Here is a 24,258-nt window from a genome sequence, read left to right as displayed (position 1 = left end):
CGTGATCGTGGTCGCTGCTGACATCGCCCCGGGGCGCTCGAAGACCCCGCAGACGAAGATCATCCACGTCGGGCTCGGCGGGTGGGGAGGTGACTGGGAACGCAACGCCATCCCCCCGGTGAGCGAGGTGGACCGGGTCGCGATCGTCGACGCCCACGAGCCGACGCTGCGGGCCGCCCAGGAGGAGCTGGGCCTGCCCGACGACGTGTGCTTCTCCTCGCTGACCGAGGCGGCGCAGGCCGTCCCCGCCGAGGGCGTGCTCGTCACCGCCCCCATGGACTTCCACGTGCCCGTCACCCTGGAAGCCCTCGACGCCGGGCTGCACGTCCTCGTGGAGAAGCCCTTCGCCGGCACGGTCGCCGAGGCCCGCACCGCCGTGGACCGTGCCGAGGAGCTCGGGCTGGTCCTGCAGGTCAGCCAGAACTACCGCTTCTACCCCGGCCCGCAGAAGGTGCGGGAACTGCTCTCGGCCGGGGCGATCGGTGAGCTGTCCGTCGTCCACGTCGACTTCCGGCGCTGGGACCACGACGCCCCCCTGGACACGTACCGGCACTACCGGTTCCCCCACCCGCTCATCTACGACATGGCGATCCACCACTTCGACCTGCTGCGCATGACGACCGGCCGCGAGGCCGTCAGCGTCTACGCCAAGGTCACCGACCCCACGTGGAGCAAGTACACCGAGGAAGCCGCCGCCGTCCTCGTCGTCGAGCTCGACGGCGGCCTCGTGTGCAGCTACCGCGGCAGCTGGGTCTCCCGGGCCCCGCAGACCCACTGGGACGGGGAGTGGGTCTTCGAGGGCCAGGACGGCTACCTCACCCTCGCCGGGCGCGGCAACGACGGCCCCGTCGACGACGAGGTGCGCCTGGGCCTGCAGGGCCGGACCGCCGAACCCGTCGACCTGCCGACGGTGGACGTGTGGGGCCGGTCCGCGGGCCTGCGGCAGTTCGCCCGCGCCATCCGCGGCGGAGCGGCACCCGACGTCACCGGACGCTCCAACCTCGGCAGCGTCGCGCTCATGGAGGCAGCCGCCCGCTCCGCCGCCTCCGGCACGGTCGAACCCGTCGAACAGGTCGGAGGAACGGTCGCATGAGGGTCCTGGTCTGGAACGAGGGCGTCCACGAGGCGAACAGCTCACCCCCCGACATCGGCGAGTACTACCCCGAAGGCATGCACGGCGCGATCGCCGCGGGCCTGCGCCGGCTCCTGCCCGACGCCGAGGTCTCCACCGCCACCCTCGCCGACCCCGAGCACGGCCTGGGCGCCGACGTCCTGGACCGCACCGACGTCCTCCTGTGGTGGGGGCACGTCGCCCACGACCAGGTCGACGACGCCGTCGTGGAACGGGTCAAGCAGCACGTCCTGGGCGGCATGGGACTGCTCGTCCTGCACTCCGGGCACTTCTCGAAGATCTTCCGGCAGCTGCTCGGCACCACGTGCTCGCTGGCCTGGCGCAACGAGGGCGAGCAGGAACTGGTGTGGACGGTCAAGCCGTCGCACCCCATCGCCCAAGGCGTCCCGCACCCCGTCGTCATCCCGCGCCAGGAGACGTACGGGGAGCTGTTCGACATCCCCGACCCCGACGACCTCGTCTTCATCAGCTCCTTCGCCGGCGGCGAGGTCTTCCGCTCCGGCGTCACCTTCACCCGCGGGCAGGGGAAGATCTTCTACTTCTCCCCCGGCGACCAGGAGTACCCCGTCTACCAGCAGGCCGAGATCCAGCAGGTGCTCGCCAACGGCGTCCGCTGGGCCACACCCACCACGGACCGCCGCGCCGCCCCGGTCGTCACGAACCCGCCCCGGCAGTGGGTGCTCTGAGCCGACCCCGGCGCAGGGGGCGGGACCCCGCAGGCCCCGCCCCCGCCCGCGTCAGTCCCCCAGCGGCTCGTCCGTCCCCGCCGACGCCTCGGCACCACGGGCCGCCTCGCGCGCCGCCCGGCGCACCTTGCGGTCCGAGACCGGCCGGTCGCCGTACTCGGTGCCCTCCACGACCTCCACCTCCGCAGCCTCCCCCTCGACCGGGTGCGCACCGGGAGCGGGACGGCGCTTGCGCAGCGGCGGGGCGAACCCGTCCGCGAGACGGCGGGAGGTGACGAGGAACCCCGTGTGCCCGATCATCCGGTGCTGCGGACGCACCGCCAGCCCCTCCAGGTGCCAGCCGCGCACCATCGACTCCCACGCCTCCGGCTCCGTCCACCGCCCCGAGGCCCGCATCGCCTCGGCCACGCGGGACAACTGCGTCGCCGTCGCCACGTAGCAGATCAGCACCCCTCCCGGGGCGAGGTGGTCGGCCACCGCGTCCAGGCACTCCCACGGCGCCAGCATGTCCAGCACCGCCCGGTCGGCCAGCACGTCCGTCGTCGGCAACGTCTCGACCAGGTCCCCCACCCGCACCGTCCACGCCGGGTGCGGACCGCCGAAGAACGTCTCCACGTTCCCCCGGGCCACGTCGGCGAAGTCCTGGCGCCGCTCGAAGGAGTGCACCCGCCCCTGGTCGCCCACGGCGCGCAGCAGCGACATCGTCAACGCCCCGGACCCCACCCCGGCCTCGATGACCGTCGCACCGGGGAACACGTCCGCCATCTGCACGATCTGCCCGGCGTCCTTGGGGTACACCACCGCCGCCCCGCGCGGCATCGACAGCACGAAGTCCGTCAGCAACGGCCGCACCACCAGGTACTCGACCATCGCCGTGTTGACGACGGTCGTCCCGTCCGGGCGGCCGATCAGCTCGTCGTGCAGGAACTTGCCCCGGTGGGTGTGGAACTCCGCACCCGCGGTCAAGGTGATCGTGTGCATCCGCCCCCGGGGGTCGGTCAGCTGCACCCGCTCACCCTCGCGCAGCGGTCCACGGCGGGTGCTCGCACCCGTCGGCGGGTGGGCAGGGTCGATCACAGGGTCCCTCTTCCGTTCGTCCGTCTCAGCGGGCCGTGACCGCCGCGATCACGTCACCGGTGTGCAGCAGTCCACGGACCCGGCCAGCAGTGTCCACCACGACGTGCTCCCCCGGGCGCACCTGCACCGCCTCCAGCAGCTGCTCCCCCGTCAGCCCCTCCGACAGCCACGACCGCGGCGGCAACGCCCGCGCCGTCGCACCGGCCCCCAGCGACGTCCGCCGCTCCTGCGGCACCTGCCGCAACGCCGCGGAGTCCACCACCGCGACCGGCACCCCGTCGTCGGTGACCAGGACGACCTCCAGGTCCCGCGCGGACCCCGCGCCCACCCCGGCGTCGATGGCCGCCCGCGCCGAACGCACGACCTCCTCCACCGTCGCCCGCGCGTTCACCGCGATCGCGGGCCGCTGCAACGCCGGCACCGACAACGCCGGCACCCGCCGCTGCAGCGCCGCGAACCTCAACGCCTCCGACGCCCCCTGCCACAGCAGCGCCCCCACCAGAGCCGCCCACACCACGTCGGTGATCGACGAGCCCCAGCCCAGCAGCCGCGGCACCAGCAGACCCCCCAGGAACACCAGCACGGCCAGCGCGCGACCGACCCAGGCGGCCGCCACCGTCCCCGCCGCGCGATCCCCGCGCAGCTTCCACACCACCGCCTCCAGGGCGTGCCCACCGTCCAGCGGCAACCCCGGCAGCAGGTTGAACACCGCCAGCAGGGCGTTGGACAACGTCAACGCCGCCAGCAGCAGATCCACGACCCCGCCACCGGACCCGACCGCCAACCCCTGCCGCACCTGCCACGCCAGCACCGCGATGACCCCGTTGACCACCGGCCCCACGACCGCGATCAGCAGGCTGCTGCCCGGACTCGTCCGCCCCTCGTGGGACGTGAAACCGCCCCACACGTTCAGCACGATGCCGGTCACCCGCTGCCCGCTGGCCTTCGCCGCCACCGCGTGCGCCACCTCGTGCAGCAGCACCGACACCAGCAGCAGCACCGCGTACCCGAACGCCACCACGTACGACGCCGGACCGGGCACGCGCAGCTGCACCACCGGCGAGAACACCACGACGATGAGCGCGGCGAACAAGAACCACGAGGGCGCCAGCTGCAACGGCACCCCGAACGGGCGACCCAGGGAGATGCCGCCCCTCACGAGACTCCACCGACGACCCGGAGCCAGACCACGCGCATCCACCGATCCTAGGTGGCGCTCGCGGGCGCGCCGCGGGCAGCACCCCCACGTCCTACAGTGGTCCGGTGACCAACGGTGCGCCGCAGCTGGACGACAGCGCGGCCGCGCCACCGGCCACCGCGCGGCGTCCGCTGTCGCCCTCGCGGGCCGCGGACTTCATGCAGTGCCCCCTGCTGTTCCGGTTCCGCACGATCGACCGCCTCCCCGAGGTCCCCAGCCGCGCCGCCGCCCGCGGCACCCTCGTGCACGCCGTCCTGGAACGACTGTTCGACCTGCCCGCCGGCGAACGCACCCCCGAGCGTGCGGGTGCCATGGTCGAGGAGCAGTGGCGGGCCCTGCTGGACCGCGAACCGCTCCTCGGCACGCTCTTCCCCGACGACGGCGCCGACCCCGGTGCGGCCGATCCCGCCACGGCCGACGCCGAGGGGCTGGCGACCTGGTTGGCGGGAGCCCGCCGCCTCCTGCAGCGCTACTTCGACCTGGAGGACCCGACGCGGCTCGAACCCGAGGCGCGGGAGATGCGGGTCCAGATCGACCTCGGCGACGGACTGCAGCTGCGCGGCGTCGTCGACCGCCTCGACGTCGCCCCGGGCGGGGCGATGCGCGTCGTGGACTACAAGACCGGCCGGGCCCCCTCGGAGCTGTTCGAGTCCAAGGCGCTGTTCCAGATGCGCTTCTACGCCCTCGTCCTGTGGCGGCTGCGCGGGCAGGTGCCCCGTCTCCTGCAGCTCGTCTACCTCGGGTCCGGCGACGTCCTGCGCTACGCGCCCGAGGAGGCCGACCTGCTCGCCACCGAGCGCAAGGTCCGGGCCCTGTCCGACGCCATCGAGCGCAACCGGGCCGCCGGCGACTGGCGCCCCAGACCCGGCCGGACGTGCACCTGGTGCGACCACAAGGCGCTGTGTCCCAGCTTCGGGGGCACCCCACCGCCGCTGCCGGAGACCTGAGCCGCCCGGCACCGGGCGCCGGTGACGTCCTGCCCAGCCGCGGCGCGCACCCGCTGGAGTGGCACGTCCCGGCCCGCTCACGAGCCGCGAACGGGTTGCGACGCGCCACTTGCGCGGTGCGGCACGTTTCGAGCAGCGAGCCGGCGACCTCGCGCCCGTCCCGCAGGTCCATCGGTGGAGGAACCTCACGTGCGAGGATCGTCGTCGACGCGGGTTCGCTCGCGCGGCCGGAGGGCCACCCGCACCACGGAAGCGATGGCGGCACCGACGATCATCGACGGGACGTCCATGGCCAAGTGTCTTAGGCACCGTGCCCTGCTCGGGGACTCAGCCGGCACGACTGCAGGGCCGTGGCGCTGGCCGCGGTGTCGACGACCACGCGGTCATCGCGATGACCTCCAAGTCAGCCGGAAACACCAACGGCGAATGATCATGGACAGCATGACGTCCTGGAACATGACCGTCGACGGGCACGACTGGCTGGTCGAGCAGCAGTCCGGCGCGCCCGGCATCTACCACTTCGCCTGGCTGACCGGCCCCAACCCTGACTACGGCTTCAGCCTGGGAACCTCCAACGGCTCGGCCATCACCGAAGCCGACATGCGGCGGTCCATCGCCAACTTCCTTGCCGACAGCAACCCCGCGACCGGCTACCTCGGCTGACCACCGCGGTACCAAGCAAGCTCACTCACCCAGCACACCTCGGGCGACGTCACGGTCATGACGATGGCCACGCTGTCGCGGTCTTGTCGAAGAGCGCGTGTGATGTGCAGATCGACCCGCCGCGGACCGGCCGTGATTAGGGTGGCGCTTTGGACCAGCCCTCGGGAGAGACGATGCGACGACGCGCAGCAGTACTGATCACGACCGTGCTGCTCGCCACGGCAGCGTGTTCCTCGCTCCACGGGACCACTCCCGCACCTTCCCCCGCCGAGGTCGCGCCGGTGACGTCCAACGACCAGGCTCCGCACGTGAGCCCGCCGGACGGCGACACCGCTCTGCTGACGCAGGTGCACACCGGCTCGCACGTCTTCGAGCTGCCTGAGGGCATCGACTACTCCGTGCTGAGCGCGGGGGCCGACTGCGGTGAGGAGCAGACCGGTGGATCGGTGACCATCGGTCTCGGTGACGACCGGTTCGTCTGGCCCGCGCAGTCCAACGTGCCGTGCGGCGGCGTCGGCGGCGGCGCGCTCACCAGCTACCCGACCGAGCAGTTGCCAGGTACGCCAACCCGGCTGTACGTCCTGACCGGTGACGACGTGGAGTACGCCGTCGGGGTGTGGGGCAGCACCTCGCCTTCTTCGACCCCCTGATCCCGTCCTGCGGCATCAGCACCTCACGTCCCGTGGCCCTGGTCTGACGCTACGGGCCCTCCTTCCCTCGCGGCGCACAACGGATCGTCCTGTCACGACGGGCTGCACGTGACGTCCCGGTCGTCCCGCAGACCAGGACGTCGGTGACGAGGTGCGACAACCGATGCCGCTTACGGTGAAGCCATGAGCGGTGGACCGGCCTGCACCAGCAAGCTGACGCTGCATTACGGCCCCGACTCCCCGACCACCACCAGCCCTGGCCCTAGCGACATCACCGACGCTGACGACGAGCAGCTGCGCCAGCTCAAGCACCGGCTGGCCCATCCGGTCGTCACCTCCTTGGTGACCGACGCCGAGCTGGAGCACATCAGCGTCCACTGGGACCAGGACAGGTCCAGCGGCGAGACCTGGGTCCGAGTCCTGGCGTGCGGTGAGGTGTTCCAGGACTGGCTCACCTCCCCGACGTGGGGCGCCAGCGATGACGCCGCAACAGGGGCGGGCGGTGAGCTGCAGTCCATCGACGTGCAGCTGTGCGCAGCCCGCCTCGCCGACCACCTGCAGGACTGGATCGCTGAGAGCCGCTTCGGCTGGGGTCAGCAGCGCACCGCTCACTACACGCTGCCGGCGTAGCTTCCCGCGGTGCGCGCGGCGCACGGTCATCCTGCGTGGTGCGCGGTCGGCGGTTGCTGGCGACGTCGCGGTCTGCGCTCCTGCCGAAAGTCGGATGGTGCCGTGAGCGGAGAACCACCCGCCCTGCGCCTGCAGGTGTCAGCCGCTGACCTGCACCATCACCTCGGTGCCAGCAGCGCTGAGCACGGCCGGACCCGGCGCGACGTCATCGGGTAGTTCGACCTCCCAGCCGATGGCGTAGTGCTCGGCCTGACCGGCGGCGTCCGCCGTGCCCAGCGTCCACGACTCCTCTTCCTGCGTCAGGACCAGATCCACGTCCTTCATGGGGCTCTGCGAAGTCGTGATCGGCCCAGCGCAACCCGCTCCACCCGTGCCGGTGTCGTCGCAGCCCTCGTGGAACCACTGTCCGGACACCTGCAGGGGCTCACTAGCGGGGACGGGGACCGGCGCCGGGCTCTCCTGGGCGGTTGGCTCCGCCGCGGCGGGGTCGGAGCCGATCGCCAGTTGAGGGCCCACGCAGCTGGCCGCGGCAGACGTGGTGGGGAAGACCCCGGGGGCCATGCCCAACGTCAGGCAGACGAAGGCCAGTGCACCGGTAGCCGTAAGGGCCTGACGACGTCGCACGTCCATCAGACGCACTGCCCCAGCGATCCGCTCCGCACCAGGTGAAGTCCTCGCCACGCATCCGGTCGTCCCGCGTGGTGCGGTTTCGAGTGGCTACCGATGTCGCGCTCGTGCGGCAAAAGGCGCGCGATCACGTCAGCTCGCCCGACTACCGTGACGCGGGTGCCGACGTTGCTGACGCGCGCCATGACCGGTGAGGAAGCCCGCACCGTCGCCGCGTGGAGCTACCCAGCTCCCTTCGACCTCTACGACGTCGACCCCGACGACACCGCCCTGTTCACCGACCGCGACGACGCCGGTCACGGCTACTACCCCGCCTTGGACCAGCACGGGGCGGTCGTCGCCTTCTGCGTCCTGGGCCCCGAGGCACGCGTGCGCGGCCAGCACCCCCACGAGCACGGCCTCGACGTCGGCCTGGGCGTGCGCCCGGACCTGGTCAGCCGCGGTCTGGCCTCCGAGCTGCTGCCGCAGGTCGCCACCCTGGCTCGCGACCTCTTCGGGCCCGTCCAGCTGCGCACCGCCGTGGCCACCTTCAACGAACGCTCCCTGGCCCTGTGCCGCAAGGCCGGCTTCGTCGCCGTGCGTGACTTCACCGGCCCCGCCGGCCGGACCTTCCGCGAACTCGTCCGCCCCCTGGACCGGTGATCACCGACCGATGATGACCGAACCCGTGAAGAGCGCGCCTGCCGTGTCGATCCGGCCTGTGCAGGTCGAGCAGGAGTGGGACGTCCTGGCCTGGCTGTGGCAGTGCTTGCGCCACGACCTGGCCCCCACCGTCGGCGCCTTGCCCTACGCCGACGGGCGCTACCAGGTCCAGGACCTGCCCCGCGCACCTGGTGAGGATCACGTCGCGTACCTGGCCTGGCGGGCCCACCCCAGGACCGGTGAGCAGGCCCCCGTCGGTTTCGCCGTGGTGGACGGCCTCACCGGCCGGCGCCGCGGCCTGGCGGCGCTGTGGATCGCCCCCGTCGTCCGCCGTGAGGGGCTGGGACGTCACCTCGCCTTGGACGTCTTGGGCCGACACCACGGGCCGTGGTCGATCGCCTTCCAGCACGACAACCCCGGGGCCGGGCGCTTCTGGCGCACGGTGGCCGACCTCGCCTTCGGGTCCGGTGCGTGGGGTGAGCAGGAACGTCCTGTCCCGCATCGACCCGACGTACCACCTGACCACTGGCTGGAGTCGCGGTAGACGGTGGACATCACGGTCATCCCCCGATGGGGTCGTTCTCGTCAGCAGGCTCAAAGATCCAGGTGCAACCGCAATGCGTCGTCGAGGGCGTCCAACGCCTTGAACGACAACCGCCCCAACAGCTCCCCCGGCGGTCCGCTCGCCGGCCGCACGAGGGGCTTCCCGTCCGCCCGGTAGGCCGCGGCCTGCGCGGTCGAGCACCCCGAGGAGTGCCCCCAGAGCACCGTGGTCAGCCCACGGGGACGGTGTCCAGCGGCCGGCCGGCGGCGATGCGACCCAGCGCCGCCACGTCCACCTCGGCCAGCGACGCGACCCGGCTGCGGCCCGGCGCGGCCGGGATCGGCACCATGTGCGGACAGGCCAGCACGTGCGCCCCCGCGGCCTCCCCCGAGGCGACCCCCGTCGGGGAGTCCTCCACCACGACGCAGTCGCCCGGGTCCACCCCCAGCAGCTCGGCCGCCCGCAGGTACGGGTCCGGCGCCGGCTTGCCGCGCTCCACCTCGTCCCCGGCCACCACGACCGAGAAGGCACCCGGCAGCATCGCCGCGACCGTCCCCGCGAGGTTGCGGTACGACATGGTCACCAGCGCACACGGGACCCCCGCCTCGCCGAGCGCCCCCAGCAGGTCCAGCGCCCCCGGCCGCCACACGACCGCCGCGCGCACCTGGGCGATGACCGCCTCGACCAGCTCGTCCACGACGGCGCCCGCGTCCAGGACCACCCCCGTGCTGCGCTCGACGTGCTCGGCCAGGACCCGACCCGAGTCCGGCAGCGCGCTGCCCACCAGCGCCAGCGCCTGCTCGTGGCTCCACGCCGCCCCGTACCGGCCCAGCAGCGACGTCTCGGCCGCGATCCAGTGCGGCTCGGTGTCGACCAGCGTGCCGTCCATGTCCCACAGCACCGCCGCGGGCAGGGACTCGGGGGCGGTCACGGGGTCCGGGGCGTGTCCGGCGGGCGCTTCGTGGGGACTCATCAGCCCCGGAGTCTAGGGTTGAGCCGTGCCAGAGCAGCCTGCCGACCCCACGACGGACGACCTCGTCCTGCGCAACCCCGTCGTCATCGCGGCCTTCGAGGGCTGGAACGACGCCGGCGAGTCCGCCAGCCAGGCCGTCGCGCACCTGCACGACGTGTGGGACGCCACCGACGTCACGGAGTTCGACCCCGAGCTCTACCACGACTTCCAGGTCAACCGCCCGACCGTCCACTTCGACGACGACGGACGCCGCCGCCTCACCTGGCCCACGACCCGCATCTCCGCCGTGCAGCTGCCCGACGGCCCCCGCGACGTGATCCTCGTGCGCGGCATCGAACCCTCCATGCGCTGGCGCACCTACGCCCAGGAGCTCGTCGAGGTCGCCCGCACCCACCACGCCTCCCTCGTCCTGACCCTCGGCGCCCTCCTCGCCGACGTCCCGCACACCCGCCCCCTGCCCATCACCTCCAGCAGCGAGGACCCCGAGCTCGTCGAGAAGCTCGACATCGAACCCTCCCGCTACGAGGGCCCCACCGGCATCGTCGGCGTCGTCCAGGACGCCGTCACCGCCGCCGGCATCCCCTCGGTCTCCCTGTGGGCCGCCATCCCGCACTACGTCGGTCAACCGCCCTCCCCCAAGGGGACCCTCGCGCTGCTGCGCCGCATCGAGGAGCTCCTCGACCTGTCCATCCCCCTGGAGGAGCTGCCCGAGGACGCCCGCGCCTGGGAACGCGGCGTCGACGAGCTCGCCGCCGAGGACACCGAGATCGCCGAGTACGTCCAGCAGCTCGAGGAGGCCAAGGACACCGCCGAGCTGCCCGAGGCCTCCGGGGAGGCCATCGCCCGGGAGTTCGAGCGCTACCTGCGCCGGCGCGACGACCCGCCGCGCCGCGGCTGACCTGGCCGGGTGACACGGTCGGCCGACCACCCCGCACCGGGACGAAGATCACGGCAGACTGGTGGGGACCGGACCGTCCGGCCGAGGGGGACACCGTGAACGTCCAGACCGCCGTCAAGACCGGCTTCTCCAAGTACGTGACCTTCTCCGGGAGAGCACGGCGCTCGGAGTACTGGTACTGGACGCTCTTCTCGTTCCTGGCCGGTGCGGTCGCCAGCGTCCTGGACACCGTCGCCGGGACCACGACCAGCTCGGGGTCCGGGTTGTTCGGCGGCCTCGTCGGTCTGGCCCTGCTGCTGCCGGGCCTCGCGGTCACCTGGCGCCGCCTGCACGACATCGACAAGTCCGGTCTCTGGTTCCTGACGATCTTCATCCCCCTGGCTGGCATCGTCTTCCTGGTCCTCCTCATCGTCTGGGCCTGCAAGGACAGCCAGCCCGGTCCCAACCGCTTCGGCCCCAACCCCAAGGGGGTCGACGCCGGCTACGGCCGGTTCCCCGGGCAGCCCCCTCAGTTCGGCGGCCCGAACCAGTACGGCCAGCCCGGCCAGTCCTGAGCCGACAGCACCAGCCCGTGGGGGCGGTCACCACCACGCGACCGCCCCCGCGGCGTCCCCGGACCGGCCCGCGCCATGATGGTCCGACAGCAGTCCCCGATGTGCGCAACGACGTGCCGAACACCGAGGAGGAGCTCGTGTCCTGGCGGCTCGAAACACCGCGCGTCCTCGTCGTCGACCTCGACGGGTCCAAGGGCAGCGCCGTGCGCGCCCAGACCGGCTCGATGGTCGCCTACGAGGGCGAGGTCCAGTTCAAGAACGCCGGGATGGGCGGCGGAGGCGGCCTGCGCGCCGCCTTCAAGCAGCGCGTCACCGGCGAGTCCCTGTCCCTCATGGAGGTCACCGGCCGCGGCACCGTCCACTTCGCCGTCGCCGCCGGCTACGTCCTCGTCCTCGACCTCGCCGGCGACACCCTCAAGGCCGAGTCCGAGGGCCTGCTCTGCCTGCACGACAGCCTCAAGACCGACGTCACCTTCACCGGCCTGCAAGGCGCCTCCAGCGGCCAGGGCCTGTTCACCACCACCGTCACCGGTCACGGCCAGGTCGCGCTGCTCTCCCTCGGCGGGCCGCCCATCGCGCTGCGCGTCACCCCGCAGACCCCGCTCGTCGTCGACCCCGACGCCTACATCGGCGCCGTCGGGAACCTGTCCCAGTCCTTCGTCACCGACGTCTCCTGGCGCAACCTCATCGGCGAGAGCTCCGGCGAGGCGTTCTCCCTGCGGTTCGAGGGCCAGGGCGTCGTCTACATCCAGCCCGAGGAGCGGTGATGGGGTTCACCAAGGTCACCTCCAAGGTCGTCCTCGCCGAGGTCCGCCCCGGCGCCGAGGTCCTCGCCCGCCGCGGCGCGATGCTCGCCACCACCGGGCAGATCGCCTTCTCCCCCGTCGTCGGCGGTCCCGGTGGCGGCGCGTACGGCGGCGGCATCGCCTCGGCGCTCGCGCGCGGCGTGCAGGGCGAGGCGGTCCCGCTCATGGTCGCCGAGGGCGACGGCACGGTGCACTACGGCTTCCGCGGGCACCACGTCACCGTCGTCGACCTCGACGGCTCCCAGCCCATGTCGGTCGAGGCCGACCGGTTGCTCGCCCACGACGCGAACCTCTCCAGCTCGGTCGTCTTCCTCGGCCAGCAGGGCGGGTTGCGCGGCGCGGTGCGGGGGGCGGTGACGGGTCAAGGCCTGTTCACCACGCAGCTGTCCGGCCGCGGCACCGTCGCGGTCCTGTCCCACGGCGGCACCTTCGCCCTCCCGGTCGGCGGCAGCCGGCAGGTCGTCGTCGACCCGCAGGCGTACGTCGCCCACGTCGGGAACCTGCGCCTGGACGTGGCCACGGCGGTCTCCTGGCGCGACGCCGTGGGCCGCGGGTCCGGGGAAGGCGTGCAGCTCAAGGTGTCCGGCGAGGGCACCGTCTACGTCCAGGCGAGCGAGGAGAAGCTCTGATGGCCTCCACCAGCCCCCAGCCCCTCGACCCGCAGTCGCTGCCGGACCACGACAACCTCCCGGACAACCCGTACGCGTACTGCGTGCGGCTCACCGGTCCGCTGTTCATGCAGACCGGCCGGATGATCGCCTACTACCCCGCCGGCGGCGGGACGATCCGGTTCGAACCCCTGACGGCGACGTCGATGACCGCCATGGTCGCCTCCACGTTCTCCTCCCCCCTCTACAGCCGGGACTGGGTCGTCGCGAACGGCCAGGGCCACGTCCTGCTCGGCGACCGCGGGTACGACATCAACTCCTACGACCTCGACGACGGGAACCTCACCGTCCGCGCCGCGAACCTGCTGGCGTTCGACGCGAGCCTGGAGCTCAAGGAGTCGATCATCCCGGGGTTCCTCACCCTCATCGGGACGGGGAAGTTCCTCGCCAGCTCCTCCGGGCCGGTCATCTTCGTCGAGCCCCCGGTGCGGGTGGACCCGGAGGCGCTCGTCGGCTGGGCCGACTGCCCCGCCCCCTCCCAGCACTTCGACGCCGGCTGGATGGGGCACTTCCTCGGCGCCGCCCGGGGCGCGCTGTTCGGGACGCGGTCCGGGGAGGAGCGGCAGTACGACTTCACCGGTGCGGGGACGGTCCTGCTGCAGAGCTCGGAGCGCGTGCTGGAGGACCCGCAGGTCGTGCGCCGGCTCGAGGGCGAGGTGCACCAGCTGGGGCCCAACCAGTTGCGGCACCTGTCGGGCGTCATCCAGCAGCAGCTCTCGCAGCACCAGCAGTGAGCGTGGACCTGCACCGCGACGTGCTCACCACCCACCCGGTCTTCGACGGGCACAACGACCTGGCGTGGGAAGTGCGCGAACGGTTCGGCTCCGACCCCGTCGCGGCGGGGTTGCTGGACCAGCCGACCCTGCACACCGACGTCCCCCGGCTGCGCGCCGGGGGCGTCGGGGCGCAGTTCTGGTCGGTCTACGTGCCCTCGGACCTGGACCCGGCCGCGGCGACGGTCGCCGTGCTGGAACAGGTCGACGTCGTGCGCCGCGTCGTGCGGGCCCAGCCCGACGTCTTCGCGTGGACGCCCACCGCGACGGGCGTGCGGGAGGCGGTGGCCGCGGGCCGCATCGCCTCCCTCGTCGGGGCCGAGGGCGGGCACTCCATCGCCGGCTCGCTCGCTGTCCTGCGGGAACTGCGCCGCGCGGGCCTGGCGTACGTGACGCTGACCCACAACGACAACACCCCGTGGGCGGCCTCGGCGACCGGGGAACCCGTCGACCACGGGCTGACGGGGTTCGGCCGCGACGTCGTCCGGGAGATGAACCGGACCGGCGTCCTCGTCGACCTCTCCCACGTCCACGAACGCACCATGCACGACGCCCTCGACACCACGACGCGGCCCGTGCTGTTCTCGCACTCCTCCTGCCGGACGGTCACCGACCACCCGCGCAACGTGCCGGACGGCGTGCTGGAACGCCTGCCGGACAACGGGGGCGTGCTCATGGTGACCTTCGTCCCGGCGTTCGTGTCGGCACCCGGCACCGACCGGGCGACCCTCCACGACGTCGTCCGCCACCTCGAGCACGCGCGCGAGGTCGTCGGGATCGAGCACGTCGGCCTCGGCGGCGACTACGACGGCACCGACGCGTTCCCCGACGGGCTGGCCGACGTGTCCTGCTACCCGGCCCTGCTGCAGGCCCTGGCCGACCGGGGCTGGTCGGCCGCGGACCTGCGGGCCCTCACCTGCGGCAACGCCCTGCGCGTCCTGGAGGAGGCGCAGGACGGCACGTCGGTGGACTAGCGGGCGAGTTCCACCCCGAGCAGCGCCGCCACCAGGTCGCGCACCAGCCCGGGCGCGGCCTCGTCGGTGCCCTCCCCCGACGCGACCCACGCGTCGACGGCCGCGACCGCCCCGGGGGCGTCGAGGTCGTCGGCCAGCCGTTCCCGCACCGTCGCCAGCAGGTCCTCGGCCGGCGGACCGGCGGGGCGGTCGACGGCGGCGCTCCACGCCGCGAACCGCTCCCGCGCCGCGGCCAGGACCTCCTCGGTCCACTCCCACTCGCTGCGCCAGTGGTGGGCGACGAGCGCGAGCCGGACGGCGCCGGGTTCGACCCCGGCCGCGCGCAGCTTGGAGACGAGGACGAGGTTGCCCTTGGACTTGCTCATCTTCTCGCCGTCGAACGCGACCATCCCCGAGTGCGCGTAGGCCCGGGCGAACGGACGCGACCCCGGACGCAGCAGGTGCGCGTGGGAAGCCCCCATCTCGTGGTGCGGGAACACCAGGTCCGACCCGCCGGCCTGCACGTCGATGGGCATCCCCAGGTGCTGCAACGCGATCGCCGTGCACTCCACGTGCCAGCCCGGGCGTCCCCGTCCGAGGTCCCCGGCGTCCCACGCGGGTTCCCCCGCGCGCTCCACCCGCCACAGCAGCGGGTCCAGCGGGTCCCGCTTGCCCGGCCGCTGCGGATCGCCGCCGCGCTCGGCGGACAGGTCCAGCATCGTGTCGCGGTCGGCGCCGCTGACCTCGCCGAACGCCTCGTCGGCGGCGACGGGGAAGTACACGTCTCCGTCCGGTTCCCCGTCGACACCCGGGACGCGGTACGCCGCACCGGCGGCGAGCAGGTCCCGCACGGCGGTGGAGACGAGGTCGACGGCTTCCACGACGCCGAGGTACTCCTGCGGCGGGACGACCGACAACGCCTCCATGTCGGCGCGGAACAGGTCGATCTGCGAGGCGGCGAGGTCGCGCCAGTCGACACCCGTGGCGGTGGCGCGCTCCAGCAGCGGGTCGTCGACGTCGGTGACGTTCTGCACGTAGCGGACGTCGAGCCCCGCGTCGCGCCACGCGCGCCCCAGCAGGTCGAAGGCGACGTAGGTGTTCGCGTGACCCAGGTGCGTCGCGTCGTAGGGGGTGATGCCGCAGACGTAGAGCGTCGCGGTGCCCCCTTCCGGACCGACCGGCACGACCTTCCCGGTCGAGGTGTCGTGGAGGTGGACGCGGGGACCCCGACCGGGCAGGGACGGGACGGCGGGGACGGGCCAGGAACGCACGGGCCGAACCTACCTGGCGCCGGTCAGAACGGCGGCCACGGGATGGTGCGCTGCCCGCGCGGCCTCGGCATCCGGTCGGCCGCCAGGAGCCGCTCGGTCCGCTCCAGCGTCGCGACGACCTCCTCGACGAACAACAGCTCCCCCAGCACGTCCCCGAGGGTTCCGTCGAGGTCGCCCACGAGGACGCTCAGGACCTCGCGCTCCTCGGCCAGCAGCCGCGTGCCCCCGAACCCCCACAGGACCGTCCGCAGCTTCGGCTCCTCGTGGAAGGTCAGGCCGTGGTCCACGCCGTGGACGGCACCGGACCAGCCGGGCAGGACGTGACCGCCCTTGCGGTCGGCGTTGTTCAGGACGACGTCCAGGACGGCCATCCGCCGCAACCGCAGGTCGTCGGCGTGGACGAGGGACACGGGCCGGCCCGCCCCGTCCTCGGCCTCCAGCACGGTCAGCCAGCCGGGGTCGACCCGTCGCGGCGGGAGGATGTCGACGAGCCCGGCCCCCGGCGAGGGCAGCACCACCTCGGCGGCGTCAGCGGGGTCGGCCCCGTCCTGCTGCAACCACAGCTGGACCGATCCCGGGCCCAGCGGCCCGTCCCGGAACACCGTGGGCGGCACCACGTCCCACCCCGTCGCCGCCGAGACCGCGTAGGACGCGACCTCCCGGCGGGCCAGGGTGTCGTCGGGGAAGTCCCACAGCGGACGTTCCCCTGAGACGGGCTTGTAGACGCACGCCAGGGGACCTTCGTCCGTGGTGGCCGTCGCGTAGAGCGTCGCGTTCGACGCGTCGGCGAGGCGGCCGTGGATCTCCAGCTCCCCCGAGGCGAGCCGGACGAGCGCCTCCTGCTCGTCCACCCCGGCGAACGTCGCGCTCAGCGCCGGTACCCGTTCGCGCGCGGGCAGACGTGACCGGCCGGGTCCAGCGGACCGGCGCAGAACGGGCACGGCGGACGGCCCGCGGCCACGAGGGCCAGGGCCCGGGCGGCGAACGCACGAGCGGCGGCCCCGTCGAGGGAGACGCGCAGGAGGTTCTGGTCCGGCCCCGGTTCGGGTTGCTCGGGGTCGACGTCGGACTCGCTGACCTCGAAGCACTCGATGACGACGACGTCGCGCTCACCGTCCCAGGCCAGGCTCATCGTGCCGACGCGGAAGTCCTCCTCGATGGGCAGGTCCAGGGGCGCGGTGTCCTCGCTGCCGGTGGGCGGTATGGCCGGCACCGGTGCGGCACCCCCGGAGCGGCGGACGATCTCGTCGAGCAGTTCCCCGACGCGTTCGGCGAGGGCGGAGACCTGCGTCTTCTCCAGCGCCACGGACGTCAACCGCCCCCCGGCCCGCGCCTGCAGGAAGAAGGTGCGCTGCCCCGGTTGACCGACGGTGCCCGCCACGAAGCGTTCGGGCGGGTCGTACTCGTGCACGGGCATGGTGGCGACCCTACGCCGAGCCCGTGCTGCCGCCGACGACCGCGTCGCTGCTGGCCGCCCGGCGCGTCGAGCGGCGCTTCTTCCTCGCCGGCGCGAACCCGGCGAGGTCGCCACCGGAGTCGTTCATCCGCAACACGAAGGGCCGCAGGGGTGCGTAGCGCACGACCGACACCGAGCACGGGTCGACGGACAGGCGCTGGAAGAGGTCCAGGTGCATGCCGAGGGCGTCGGCCAGCACCGCCTTGATGACGTCACCGTGGCTGACGGCCACCCACACCGCGTCGTCCCCGTGCTCGGCCGCCACCCGGGCGTCGTGCTCGCGCACCGCTTCCAGGGCCCGGTGCTGCATGGTCGCCAGCCCCTCCCCGCCCTCGCCGGGGAAGACCGCCGCCGAGGGGTGGGACTGCACGGTCCGCCACAGCGGTTCCTTGGCGAGGTCCTTCAGCGCCTTACCGGTCCAGTCGCCGTACTTGCACTCCCCCAGTCGTTCCTCGGTGCGCAGGGCCGGGCGAGGCCCCGCCGGCCCGTCCACCGCGCCCAGCGCCCGGGCCGTCTCCTGGCACCGTTCCAGCGGCGAGACGACGAAGTCGGCCACCGGTACCGGGGCGAGCCGCTGGGCCAGTCCCTCGGCCTGGGCACGCCCCGTGTCGTCGAGGTGGACCCCGGGCGTCCAGCCGGCGAGGACGGCGGCGGTGTTGGCGGTGCTGCGGCCGTGACGGACGAGTAGGAGAGTCGGCACGGCGTCACTGTAGGCGCGGTTTTTCAAGGGCAAACACGCTTAACCAAAATTAGCTCCGGTAACTGAACTTCCATCGTTGTTCTGGGAGTGCGGCACGATGGCCCCGTGATGCACCGGTGATCGTCGACGTGGCCACCTACCGGGACGGGCGCCGGCACGAGGTCCCCGACCTGCCCGCCGCCCTCCGCGCGTGCCGGCAGGACGGTCCGGGACCCGCCGCCGACCCGGCGCAGGAGGACTTCCTCTGGCTCGGCCTGAAGGACCCGACCGCGGAGGAGTTCGCGGACATCGCGGCGGCCCTGCAGCTGCACCGCCTCGCCGTGGAGGCCGCGGTCGAGGGGCACCAGCGGCCGAAGATCGAGTGGTTCGGGGACACGGTCTTCGTCGTGCTGAAGGTGCTCGCGTACTTCGACGAGACCTCCAGCGTCGAGACCGCCGAGATCGTGCTGTTCGTCGGCCGCCGGTTCGTGGTGACCGTCCGGCACGGCGCGGTGGGGGCGCTGACGGGTGTCCGTTCCGCCGTCGAGCAGGACCGGCGCCGGCTGGCCCGGGGACCCCAGGGCGTGCTGCACGCCGTCATGGAGCACGTCGTCGACGGTTACGTGGCGATCGACGGTGAGCTCGAGCGGGACGTCGAGGAGATGGAGGAGCAGGTCTTCTCCCCCAGCCGCAGTTCCGACGCCGAGCGCATCTACTCCCTCAAGCGGGAGGTCCTCGAGGTGCGCCGCGGAGCCTTCCCGCTGGTCGCGCCGTTGAAGAAGCTCGTCGACGCCGGGGCGGGCGAGCAGCCCGCTCGCGGCCCCGAGGACGCGCACCACCCCGCGGACGTGCAGGCCCTGTTCGTCCTGCGCGACGTGCTGGACGACCTCGTCCGCACCGTCGAGCACGTCGAGACGTACGACCGGTTGCTGACCGACATCCTCAACGCCCACCTCGCGCAGGTGTCGGTCCAGCAGAACGACGACGCGCGCAAGATCTCGGCGTGGGCGGCGATCGCGGTGGCCCCCACGCTCATCGCGGGGATCTACGGGATGAACTTCGAGCACATGCCCGAGCTCGGCTTCCGGTACGGCTACCCGGTGTGCGTGCTGGTCATGCTCACGGTCTGCGCGACCCTGTACCGCCTCTTCAAGCGCTCGGGGTGGCTGTGACGACCCGGTGCCGGTCCCGCCGTCTCAGCCGAAGCTGGTGCCGTGCCACGCCGGCAGGACCTGCGTGAGCACGAGGCCGTAGACCACGGCGGCCAGGGCGATGCGGTAGACGACGAACACGGTGTAGCTGTGCGTGGTGATGAAGCGCATGAGCCAGGCGATGACGACGTACCCCACCGCGAACGCGACGACGGTGGCCACCGCGGTGGGGGCCCAGGCGATGGCCGCGCCCGTGCTCACCTCGTCGTAGAGCTGGTAGAAGCCCGACAGCACGACCGCCGGGATCGCCAGCAGGAAGGAGTAGCGGGCAGCCGCCTCCCGCGTGTACCCGAGCAGCAGACCCATCGAGATGGTGCCGCCCGAGCGCGAGACGCCGGGGATGAGGGCCATCGACTGCGCCAGCCCGAAGAGCACGCCGTGCTTCCACGTCAGCCGGTCCAGCGTCCGCTGCTTGCGACCGAAGCGGTCGGCCGCGCCGAGCACGAGGGCGAAGACCCACAGCGTCGTGGCGATGACGACGAACCCGCGCAGCGTGGTCTCGATCGCGTCCTGGAAGAGCAGGCCGAGGACGCCGATGGGGATGGTCCCCAGGATGACGAGCCAGCCCATCCGGGCGTCGGGGTCCGCGCGCGGCACCCGGCCGGTCAGCGACAGGACCCACCGGCTGATGATGCGCGCGATGTCCTGGCGGAAGTAGAGGACGACGGCCGCCTCGGTGCCGAGCTGGCTGATGGCGGTGAACGCCGCACCGGGGTCCTGCGTCCCGACGAGCGTGCCGACGATGGCCAGGTGGCCGCTGGAGGAGATGGGCAGGAACTCCGTCAGCCCCTGCACCAGCCCGAGGAACGCACCCTCGAGGACGCCCATGCTCACGCCGGGGCACCCCCCGTCGGCGGGCAGGGGGTGATGACGCGCGAACTGGGGGTGAGCACGGCCGAACGCTATCGGGCCACCCCGGAGGCCACCGCCCGGCGACCCGGCACGTCACCGGGGCCGCACGGAACCCTCACACGCGACGGTCAGAGGGGTGCGGGGCCCTCGTCCTCGTCTTCGTCGTCTTCGTCGTCCTCGTCGTCCTCGTCGTCTTCGTCGTCGTCCTCGCGCTCGTCCTCGCGCTCGTCCTCGACGTCGTCGTAGAGGACGAAGGGCGTGACCTCGTCGTACGCGTCGTAGATCGCCTCCTCGTACACCTCGAAGGCGTCCGCCACGCGCTGGTAGGCGTCGGCGACGGCGGGGTCGGTCTCACCGCGCCGGTTGGCGGCGGCGGCGAGGTGGTCCTCGAGGGCTGCCACGAGTCGGGCCAGGGCCGCGCGCGGGTCGGGCGTCATGGACCGACCGTACCGGGAACGGGTGCCGCCGCCCCACCGGGTGCATCATGGTCGCGATGGCTGCGCACGAGGGGAACACGCCGGACCGACCGGAGGGTCGTCGTCCCGGTCGGGGCACGGGCAGGACGTCGGGTCCGGGGAGCCCGGAGGAGTACGAGTACCGGGTGCTGACGCTGCCCCGGGAGACCTCCCGCTCGGACGCGCGCCGACTGCTCACCGAGCACGCCGAGTACGGGCGCTGGGAGCTCGCCCGGGTGCGCCTCTACATGGGGGGCAGCCGCAAGGTGTGGCTCCGGCGCAAGATCATCAGGGTCGCGCGCACGGCCTGACCGCCGCACCGGGGCACCCGGTCGTCCGCCCCCCCGGTCCCGGGAACAGACGCACCTCCGAAACTCTTTGAGGAGGTACATGCAAACGCATGGACTTTGACGAGGAGCGGACATGCAGTTCGGGATCTTCAGCGTCGGCGACATCACCCCCGACCCCACCACCGGCCGCGCGCCGAGCGAGCACGAGCGCATCCAGGCGCTGGTGACCATCGCCGAGCACGCCGAGCAGGTCGGGCTCGACGTCTTCGCGGTCGGGGAGCACCACAACCCCCCGTTCGTGCCGTCCGCCATGACGACCCTCCTGGGGTGGGTGGCCGCCCGCACCCGCCGGTTGACCGTCTCGACGTCCATCGCGCACATCACCACGAACGACCCGGTGCGGATGGCCGAGGACTACGCGATGCTCCAGCACCTGAGCGGGGGGCGCGTCGACCTCGTCCTCGGCCGCGGCAACGACGGCCGGCTCTACCCCTGGTTCGGCCAGGACCCCCGGCGCGGCGTCGAGCTGACGGTGGAGAACTACCAGCTGCTGCGCCGCCTGTGGGACGAGGAGGTCGTCGACTGGGAGGGGCAGTTCCGCACCCCGCTGCAGGGGTTCACCTCCACCCCGCGACCCCTGGACGGCGTGCCGCCCTTCGTCTGGCACGGGTCGATCCGGACCCCGCAGGTCGCCGAGATCGCCGCGTACTTCGGGGACGGGTACTTCGCCAACAACATCTTCTGGCCGAAGGAGCACTACATCCGGCTCATCGACCTGTACCGGGAGCGCTACGCCCACTACGGGCACGGCACGCCGGAGCAGGCGGTCGTCGGGCTCGGCGGGCAGGTGTTCATGCGGATGAACTCCCAGGACGCGGTGCGCGAGTTCCGTCCCTACTTCGACAACGCCCCCGTCTACGGGCACGGGCCGTCGCTGGAGGAGTTCACCCAGCAGACACCGCTCACCGTGGGGACCCCCGACCAGGTCGTCGAGAAGACCCTGACCTTCCAGGAGTTCTTCGGCGACTACCAGCGTCAGATGTTCCTCATGGATCACGCGGGCCTGCCGCTGAAGACCGTCCTCGAACAGCTCGACCTCCTCGGCGAACACGTCGTCCCGGTGCTGCGCCAGGAGTTCGAGGCCCGTCGCGCCCCGGGGGTGCCGAGCGACCCGCCCTCGCACGCGTCCCGGGTCGCCGCGAGGACGAGCGCCGCGACCCCCGGTGCCTGACGGTCGGACCCGGGCCGCGGTCAGGGCTTGGGAGCAGGTGTTCCGGGTGCAGGCCACCCTCCTGCGCCGGTTCAGCGCTCAGGAGGTCTGGGGCGGGCTGAGCGTGCGGGAGTACGACGTGCTCTACACGCTCGCCCGCTCCGGTGGTCGGTGTCGCCTCGGTGGGCTGTCGCAGGAGGTCTACCTCCCGCAGCCGTCGCTGACCAGGCTCGTCGACCGCCTCGTCGTGCGCGGCCTGCTCACCCGCGAACCCGACCCCCACGACGGTCGCGGGGTCGTCGTCGTGCTGACCGGCGACGGCGCCGCGCTCCAGCGGGAGGTCGGCGGCCGGCACGCGGCCGGGGTCGCGCGGGAGTTCTCGGCGCTGACGGTCGAGGAGCTGGCCGAGCTGGCACGGCTGTGCCGCAAGGTCCTCGGGGAGTGAGCCGCCCGACCGGGGTCCGCGGACCGCGCGCTCAGGGGGTGAGGCCCACCGCGGAGGCGTCCTCCTCCTGCCCGCCGTGCCGGTGCAGCTCCGCGTAGCGGCCACCGAGGGCGAGCAGTTCGCGGTGGGTCCCGCGTTCGACGACGCGTCCGGCTTCCAGGACGAGGATCTGGTCGGCGCCGCGGACGGTGGACAGCCGGTGGGCGATGACGACGGCGGTGCGGCCCTCGAGGGCTTCGTCGAGGGCGGCCTGGACGGCGACCTCGGAGGCGTTGTCGAGGTGGGCGGTGGCTTCGTCGAGCACGACGATGCGGGGGTGGGCCAGGAGCAGGCGGGCGATGGTGAGCCGCTGGCGTTCACCGCCGGAGAAGCGGTAGCCCCGCTCCCCCACGACGGTGTCGAGCCCCTCGGGCAGAGCGGCGACGAGGTCGGTGAGGCGAGCGCGGTCGAGAGCGTCGAGCAGTTCGGCGTCGGTGGCCTCGGGGCGGGCCAGGCGCAGGTTGGAGCGCAGGGACTCGTGGAAGAGGTGCCCGTCCTGGGTGACGACACCGACGGTGCGGCGCAGCGACTCGGTGGTGGCGTCGCGGACGTCGTGGCCGCCGATGCGGACGGCGCCGGTGTCGACGTCGTACAGGCGGGCCAGGAGCTGGGCGAGGGTGGACTTGCCGGCTCCGGAGGAGCCGACGACGGCGACCACCTGGCCGGGTTCGACGCGGAAGGACACGTCGTGCAGGACGGGGACGCCACCGCGGGCGTCCAGGGTCGCGACGTCCTCGAGGGAGGCCAGGGAGACGTCGGCGGCGGCGGGGTAGGCGAAGCCGACGTGGTCGAACTCGAGGGCGACGGGGCCGTCGGGCAGGTCGTGGGCCTCGGGGCGTTCGCGCACGAGGGGCACAAGGTCGAGGACCTCGAAGACGCGGTCGAAGCTGACGAGTGCGCTGGTGACGTCGGCGCGGGCGCCGGCGAGGGCGGTGAGGGGTGCGTAGAGGCGGGTGAGCAGGAGGGCCAGGGTGACGATGCTGCCCGCGTCGAGGGTGCCGGCGATGGCGGCGAGACCGCCGACGCCGTAGACGACGGCGAGCGCCAGCGCGGAGACGAGGGTGAGGGCGGTGACGAAGACGGTGCGGCGCACCGCGGTGGTGACGCCGATGTCGCGGACGGCGCGGGCGGCGCGGGCGAAGGCGCGGGACTCCTCCTCGGGTCGACCGAAGAGCTTGACGAGGGTGGCGCCGGGGGCGGAGAAGCGTTCGGTGCTCTGGTTGATCATGGTGGCGTTGAGGTGCGCGGCGCGGCGGGCCAGCAGCGCGAGGGACCGGCCCGTGCGGCGGGCGGGCAGCAGGAACACCGGTAGCAGGACGAGGGCCAGGGCGGTGATGCGCCAGGAGATGCCGATCATGACGGCGGCGGTGAGGGCGACGGCGACGACGTTGCTGACGATGCCGGAGAGGGTGTCGCTGAAGGCGCGCTGGGCGCCGAGGACGTCGTTGTTGAGCCGGCTGACGAGGGCGCCGGTGCGGGTGCGGGTGAAGAAGGCGACGGGCATGCGCTGGACGTGGTCGAAGACGCGCGTGCGCAGGTCGAGGATGAGGTCCTCGCCGAGGGTGGAGGACAGCCAGCGCACGAGGAGGCCGAGGGCGGCTTCGGCGAGGGCGACGGCGGCGATGAGCAGGGCGAGGGTGGTGACGAGGGAGCGGTCACCGGTGCTGACGGCGTGGACGGCGCGGCCGGCCAGGACGGGGGTGGCCACGGCGAGGACGGCGAGGACGACGCTGCCGAGGACGAAGAGGGCGAGCAGGCGGGATCGTTCGCGGGCCATGGCCAGGACGCGGCGGGGGGTGGTGGGGCGGAAGGGGCGTGCGCCGGGGGCGCCTTCGGGTGCGCTGGTCGCCTTCCACAGGGCGGTCTGGGCGACGTTCTCCATGCTCACGAGCAGAACTCCATGCCCCGACGCTAGGTGCCGCGTCGGGG

General features: G+C 72.9%; 30 protein-coding genes. 18 read left to right on the top strand and 12 right to left on the bottom strand.

What is annotated here, in order from left to right; genetic code table 11:
- Window positions 1-7 precede the first annotated feature (7 nt).
- Window positions 8-1,093 (top strand): Gfo/Idh/MocA family protein, encoded by a 1,086-nt coding sequence (locus tag AB2L28_RS12870; protein ID WP_370719361.1) that lies wholly within the window; start codon window positions 8-10, stop codon window positions 1,091-1,093.
- Window positions 1,090-1,818 carry a ThuA domain-containing protein gene (locus AB2L28_RS12865; RefSeq protein WP_370719360.1) on the top strand — a complete coding sequence of 243 codons (729 nt, stop codon included), beginning with the start codon at window positions 1,090-1,092 and terminating at the stop codon, window positions 1,816-1,818. Before AB2L28_RS12870 ends, AB2L28_RS12865 begins: the two co-directional genes overlap by 4 nt.
- A 51-nt stretch (window positions 1,819-1,869) precedes the next feature.
- Here the strand turns inward: AB2L28_RS12865 and AB2L28_RS12860 are convergent, their stop codons facing one another.
- Both AB2L28_RS12860 and AB2L28_RS12855 read right to left on the bottom strand, forming a co-directional pair.
- Window positions 1,870-2,895, bottom strand: coding sequence for a tRNA (adenine-N1)-methyltransferase (locus AB2L28_RS12860; protein WP_370719359.1), 1,026 nt, complete (start codon window positions 2,893-2,895; stop codon window positions 1,870-1,872).
- A gap of 25 nt (window positions 2,896-2,920) precedes the next feature.
- Window positions 2,921-4,054, bottom strand: coding sequence for a M50 family metallopeptidase (locus AB2L28_RS12855; protein ID WP_370719358.1), 1,134 nt, complete (start codon window positions 4,052-4,054; stop codon window positions 2,921-2,923).
- A 104-nt stretch (window positions 4,055-4,158) separates the two neighbouring features.
- Between AB2L28_RS12855 and AB2L28_RS12850 the strand changes: the two genes are divergently transcribed.
- The 4 genes from AB2L28_RS12850 to AB2L28_RS12835 all read left to right on the top strand — a co-directional run bounded on the left by AB2L28_RS12850 (window position 4,159) and on the right by AB2L28_RS12835 (window position 6,983).
- Entirely contained in the window at window positions 4,159-5,040 is an 882-nt protein-coding gene (locus AB2L28_RS12850) for a RecB family exonuclease (RefSeq protein WP_370719357.1), read from the top strand.
- 441 nt (window positions 5,041-5,481) lie between these two features.
- On the top strand, window positions 5,482-5,703 hold the full coding sequence (locus AB2L28_RS12845; protein ID WP_370719356.1) for a hypothetical protein: 222 nt from the start codon (window positions 5,482-5,484) through the stop codon (window positions 5,701-5,703).
- A gap of 308 nt (window positions 5,704-6,011) precedes the next feature.
- Window positions 6,012-6,353: a hypothetical protein gene (locus tag AB2L28_RS12840; protein ID WP_370719355.1), complete on the top strand. Its 342-nt coding sequence runs from the start codon at window positions 6,012-6,014 to the stop codon at window positions 6,351-6,353.
- Between the two features lie 183 nt (window positions 6,354-6,536).
- A complete protein-coding gene (locus AB2L28_RS12835) occupies window positions 6,537-6,983 on the top strand; it encodes a hypothetical protein (RefSeq protein ID WP_370719354.1) in 447 nt (148 codons plus the stop codon).
- Window positions 6,984-7,121: 138 nt separating this feature from the next.
- Here AB2L28_RS12835 and AB2L28_RS12830 read toward each other — a convergent pair whose 3' ends face one another.
- Complete coding sequence (locus AB2L28_RS12830) at window positions 7,122-7,307, bottom strand: hypothetical protein (RefSeq protein WP_370719353.1); 186 nt, start codon at window positions 7,305-7,307, stop codon at window positions 7,122-7,124.
- A 462-nt stretch (window positions 7,308-7,769) separates the two neighbouring features.
- Between AB2L28_RS12830 and AB2L28_RS12825 the strand changes: the two genes are divergently transcribed.
- Together AB2L28_RS12825 and AB2L28_RS12820 are read left to right on the top strand one after the other, a co-directional pair.
- Entirely contained in the window at window positions 7,770-8,252 is a 483-nt protein-coding gene (locus tag AB2L28_RS12825; protein WP_370719352.1) for a GNAT family N-acetyltransferase, read from the top strand.
- A gap of 25 nt (window positions 8,253-8,277) precedes the next feature.
- Window positions 8,278-8,796: a GNAT family N-acetyltransferase gene (locus AB2L28_RS12820; protein ID WP_370719351.1), complete on the top strand. Its 519-nt coding sequence runs from the start codon at window positions 8,278-8,280 to the stop codon at window positions 8,794-8,796.
- Between the two features lie 50 nt (window positions 8,797-8,846).
- On the opposite strand, the gene AB2L28_RS12815 is transcribed toward AB2L28_RS12820, so the two are convergent.
- Both AB2L28_RS12815 and AB2L28_RS12810 read right to left on the bottom strand, forming a co-directional pair.
- Window positions 8,847-9,020, bottom strand: coding sequence for a hypothetical protein (locus AB2L28_RS12815; protein ID WP_370719350.1), 174 nt, complete (start codon window positions 9,018-9,020; stop codon window positions 8,847-8,849).
- Between the two features lie 5 nt (window positions 9,021-9,025).
- Window positions 9,026-9,769 (bottom strand): HAD family hydrolase, encoded by a 744-nt coding sequence (locus AB2L28_RS12810; protein ID WP_370719349.1) that lies wholly within the window; start codon window positions 9,767-9,769, stop codon window positions 9,026-9,028.
- Window positions 9,770-9,794: 25 nt separating this feature from the next.
- Between AB2L28_RS12810 and AB2L28_RS12805 the strand changes: the two genes are divergently transcribed.
- The 6 genes from AB2L28_RS12805 (at window position 9,795) to AB2L28_RS12780 (ending at window position 14,442) form a co-directional block, all read left to right on the top strand.
- Window positions 9,795-10,667: a PAC2 family protein gene (locus AB2L28_RS12805; RefSeq protein WP_370719348.1), complete on the top strand. Its 873-nt coding sequence runs from the start codon at window positions 9,795-9,797 to the stop codon at window positions 10,665-10,667.
- 95 nt (window positions 10,668-10,762) lie between these two features.
- Window positions 10,763-11,221 carry a DUF805 domain-containing protein gene (locus AB2L28_RS12800; RefSeq protein WP_370719347.1) on the top strand — a complete coding sequence of 153 codons (459 nt, stop codon included), beginning with the start codon at window positions 10,763-10,765 and terminating at the stop codon, window positions 11,219-11,221.
- Between the two features lie 137 nt (window positions 11,222-11,358).
- The gene (locus AB2L28_RS12795) at window positions 11,359-11,988 is read left to right on the top strand and encodes an AIM24 family protein (RefSeq protein ID WP_370719451.1); all 630 of its coding nucleotides are present in this window, start codon (window positions 11,359-11,361) and stop codon (window positions 11,986-11,988) included.
- Window positions 11,988-12,656, top strand: coding sequence for an AIM24 family protein (locus tag AB2L28_RS12790; RefSeq protein WP_370719346.1), 669 nt, complete (start codon window positions 11,988-11,990; stop codon window positions 12,654-12,656). Before AB2L28_RS12795 ends, AB2L28_RS12790 begins: the two co-directional genes overlap by 1 nt.
- Window positions 12,656-13,429, top strand: a complete 774-nt coding sequence (locus AB2L28_RS12785; protein ID WP_370719345.1) for an AIM24 family protein — start codon at window positions 12,656-12,658, stop codon at window positions 13,427-13,429. The genes AB2L28_RS12790 and AB2L28_RS12785 overlap by 1 nt, the downstream gene beginning before the upstream one ends.
- Window positions 13,426-14,442, top strand: coding sequence for a dipeptidase (locus AB2L28_RS12780; RefSeq protein WP_370719344.1), 1,017 nt, complete (start codon window positions 13,426-13,428; stop codon window positions 14,440-14,442). Before AB2L28_RS12785 ends, AB2L28_RS12780 begins: the two co-directional genes overlap by 4 nt.
- Here AB2L28_RS12780 and mshC read toward each other — a convergent pair.
- Genes mshC through AB2L28_RS12760 form a run of 4 tightly spaced genes read right to left on the bottom strand, consistent with a single transcriptional unit; the run spans window position 14,439 to window position 17,848 of the window.
- Window positions 14,439-15,692: a cysteine--1-D-myo-inosityl 2-amino-2-deoxy-alpha-D-glucopyranoside ligase gene (mshC, locus tag AB2L28_RS12775; protein WP_370719343.1), complete on the bottom strand. Its 1,254-nt coding sequence runs from the start codon at window positions 15,690-15,692 to the stop codon at window positions 14,439-14,441. The genes AB2L28_RS12780 and mshC overlap by 4 nt on opposite strands.
- A 23-nt stretch (window positions 15,693-15,715) precedes the next feature.
- A complete protein-coding gene (locus AB2L28_RS12770) occupies window positions 15,716-16,543 on the bottom strand; it encodes an SCO1664 family protein (protein ID WP_370719342.1) in 828 nt (275 codons plus the stop codon).
- A gap of 17 nt (window positions 16,544-16,560) precedes the next feature.
- Window positions 16,561-17,109, bottom strand: a complete 549-nt coding sequence (locus tag AB2L28_RS12765; RefSeq protein WP_370719341.1) for a DUF3090 domain-containing protein — start codon at window positions 17,107-17,109, stop codon at window positions 16,561-16,563.
- Window positions 17,110-17,119: 10 nt separating this feature from the next.
- Complete coding sequence (locus AB2L28_RS12760) at window positions 17,120-17,848, bottom strand: histidine phosphatase family protein (RefSeq protein ID WP_370719339.1); 729 nt, start codon at window positions 17,846-17,848, stop codon at window positions 17,120-17,122.
- Between the two features lie 116 nt (window positions 17,849-17,964).
- Between AB2L28_RS12760 and AB2L28_RS12755 the strand changes: the two genes are divergently transcribed.
- On the top strand, window positions 17,965-18,999 hold the full coding sequence (locus tag AB2L28_RS12755; RefSeq protein WP_370719337.1) for a magnesium and cobalt transport protein CorA: 1,035 nt from the start codon (window positions 17,965-17,967) through the stop codon (window positions 18,997-18,999).
- A 24-nt stretch (window positions 19,000-19,023) separates the two neighbouring features.
- Here AB2L28_RS12755 and AB2L28_RS12750 read toward each other — a convergent pair whose 3' ends face one another.
- Together AB2L28_RS12750 and AB2L28_RS12745 are read right to left on the bottom strand one after the other, a co-directional pair.
- Window positions 19,024-19,866 (bottom strand): undecaprenyl-diphosphate phosphatase, encoded by an 843-nt coding sequence (locus tag AB2L28_RS12750; RefSeq protein WP_370719450.1) that lies wholly within the window; start codon window positions 19,864-19,866, stop codon window positions 19,024-19,026.
- 152 nt (window positions 19,867-20,018) lie between these two features.
- Entirely contained in the window at window positions 20,019-20,327 is a 309-nt protein-coding gene (locus tag AB2L28_RS12745; protein WP_370719335.1) for a primosomal protein, read from the bottom strand.
- Window positions 20,328-20,383: 56 nt separating this feature from the next.
- Between AB2L28_RS12745 and AB2L28_RS12740 the strand changes: the two genes are divergently transcribed.
- The 3 genes from AB2L28_RS12740 (at window position 20,384) to AB2L28_RS12730 (ending at window position 22,290) form a co-directional block, all read left to right on the top strand.
- On the top strand, window positions 20,384-20,656 hold the full coding sequence (locus AB2L28_RS12740; RefSeq protein WP_370719333.1) for a DUF5703 family protein: 273 nt from the start codon (window positions 20,384-20,386) through the stop codon (window positions 20,654-20,656).
- Window positions 20,657-20,768: 112 nt separating this feature from the next.
- A complete protein-coding gene (locus AB2L28_RS12735) occupies window positions 20,769-21,866 on the top strand; it encodes an LLM class flavin-dependent oxidoreductase (RefSeq protein ID WP_370719331.1) in 1,098 nt (365 codons plus the stop codon).
- A 46-nt stretch (window positions 21,867-21,912) separates the two neighbouring features.
- A complete protein-coding gene (locus AB2L28_RS12730) occupies window positions 21,913-22,290 on the top strand; it encodes a MarR family winged helix-turn-helix transcriptional regulator (RefSeq protein ID WP_370719329.1) in 378 nt (125 codons plus the stop codon).
- A gap of 31 nt (window positions 22,291-22,321) precedes the next feature.
- On the opposite strand, the gene AB2L28_RS12725 is transcribed toward AB2L28_RS12730, so the two are convergent.
- Window positions 22,322-24,217 (bottom strand): ABC transporter ATP-binding protein, encoded by a 1,896-nt coding sequence (locus AB2L28_RS12725; protein WP_370719327.1) that lies wholly within the window; start codon window positions 24,215-24,217, stop codon window positions 22,322-22,324.
- Window positions 24,218-24,258: the final 41 nt, after the last annotated feature.

The organism is Kineococcus mangrovi (assembly GCF_041320705.1).
Taxonomy (GTDB): Bacteria; Actinomycetota; Actinomycetes; order Actinomycetales; family Kineococcaceae; genus Kineococcus; species Kineococcus mangrovi.
This window is presented reverse-complemented; position numbering and strand designations above follow the sequence as displayed.

What these genes read in the sequence shown, in the direction of transcription:
- AB2L28_RS12865 (WP_370719360.1), top strand. Translation starts at nt 1,090, where the DNA reads ATGAGGGTCCTGGTCTGGAACGAGGGCGTCCACGAGGCGAACAGCTCA.
- AB2L28_RS12845 (WP_370719356.1), top strand. Translation starts at nt 5,482, where the DNA reads ATGACGTCCTGGAACATGACCGTCGACGGGCACGACTGGCTGGTCGAG.
- AB2L28_RS12835 (WP_370719354.1), top strand. Translation starts at nt 6,537, where the DNA reads ATGAGCGGTGGACCGGCCTGCACCAGCAAGCTGACGCTGCATTACGGC.
- AB2L28_RS12830 (WP_370719353.1), bottom strand. Translation starts at nt 7,307, where the DNA reads ATGAAGGACGTGGATCTGGTCCTGACGCAGGAAGAGGAGTCGTGGACG.
- AB2L28_RS12810 (WP_370719349.1), bottom strand. Translation starts at nt 9,769, where the DNA reads ATGAGTCCCCACGAAGCGCCCGCCGGACACGCCCCGGACCCCGTGACC.
- AB2L28_RS12790 (WP_370719346.1), top strand. Translation starts at nt 11,988, where the DNA reads ATGGGGTTCACCAAGGTCACCTCCAAGGTCGTCCTCGCCGAGGTCCGC.
- AB2L28_RS12785 (WP_370719345.1), top strand. Translation starts at nt 12,656, where the DNA reads ATGGCCTCCACCAGCCCCCAGCCCCTCGACCCGCAGTCGCTGCCGGAC.
- AB2L28_RS12765 (WP_370719341.1), bottom strand. Translation starts at nt 17,109, where the DNA reads ATGCCCGTGCACGAGTACGACCCGCCCGAACGCTTCGTGGCGGGCACC.
- AB2L28_RS12750 (WP_370719450.1), bottom strand. Translation starts at nt 19,866, where the DNA reads ATGGGCGTCCTCGAGGGTGCGTTCCTCGGGCTGGTGCAGGGGCTGACG.
- AB2L28_RS12745 (WP_370719335.1), bottom strand. Translation starts at nt 20,327, where the DNA reads ATGACGCCCGACCCGCGCGCGGCCCTGGCCCGACTCGTGGCAGCCCTC.
- AB2L28_RS12740 (WP_370719333.1), top strand. Translation starts at nt 20,384, where the DNA reads ATGGCTGCGCACGAGGGGAACACGCCGGACCGACCGGAGGGTCGTCGT.
- AB2L28_RS12735 (WP_370719331.1), top strand. Translation starts at nt 20,769, where the DNA reads ATGCAGTTCGGGATCTTCAGCGTCGGCGACATCACCCCCGACCCCACC.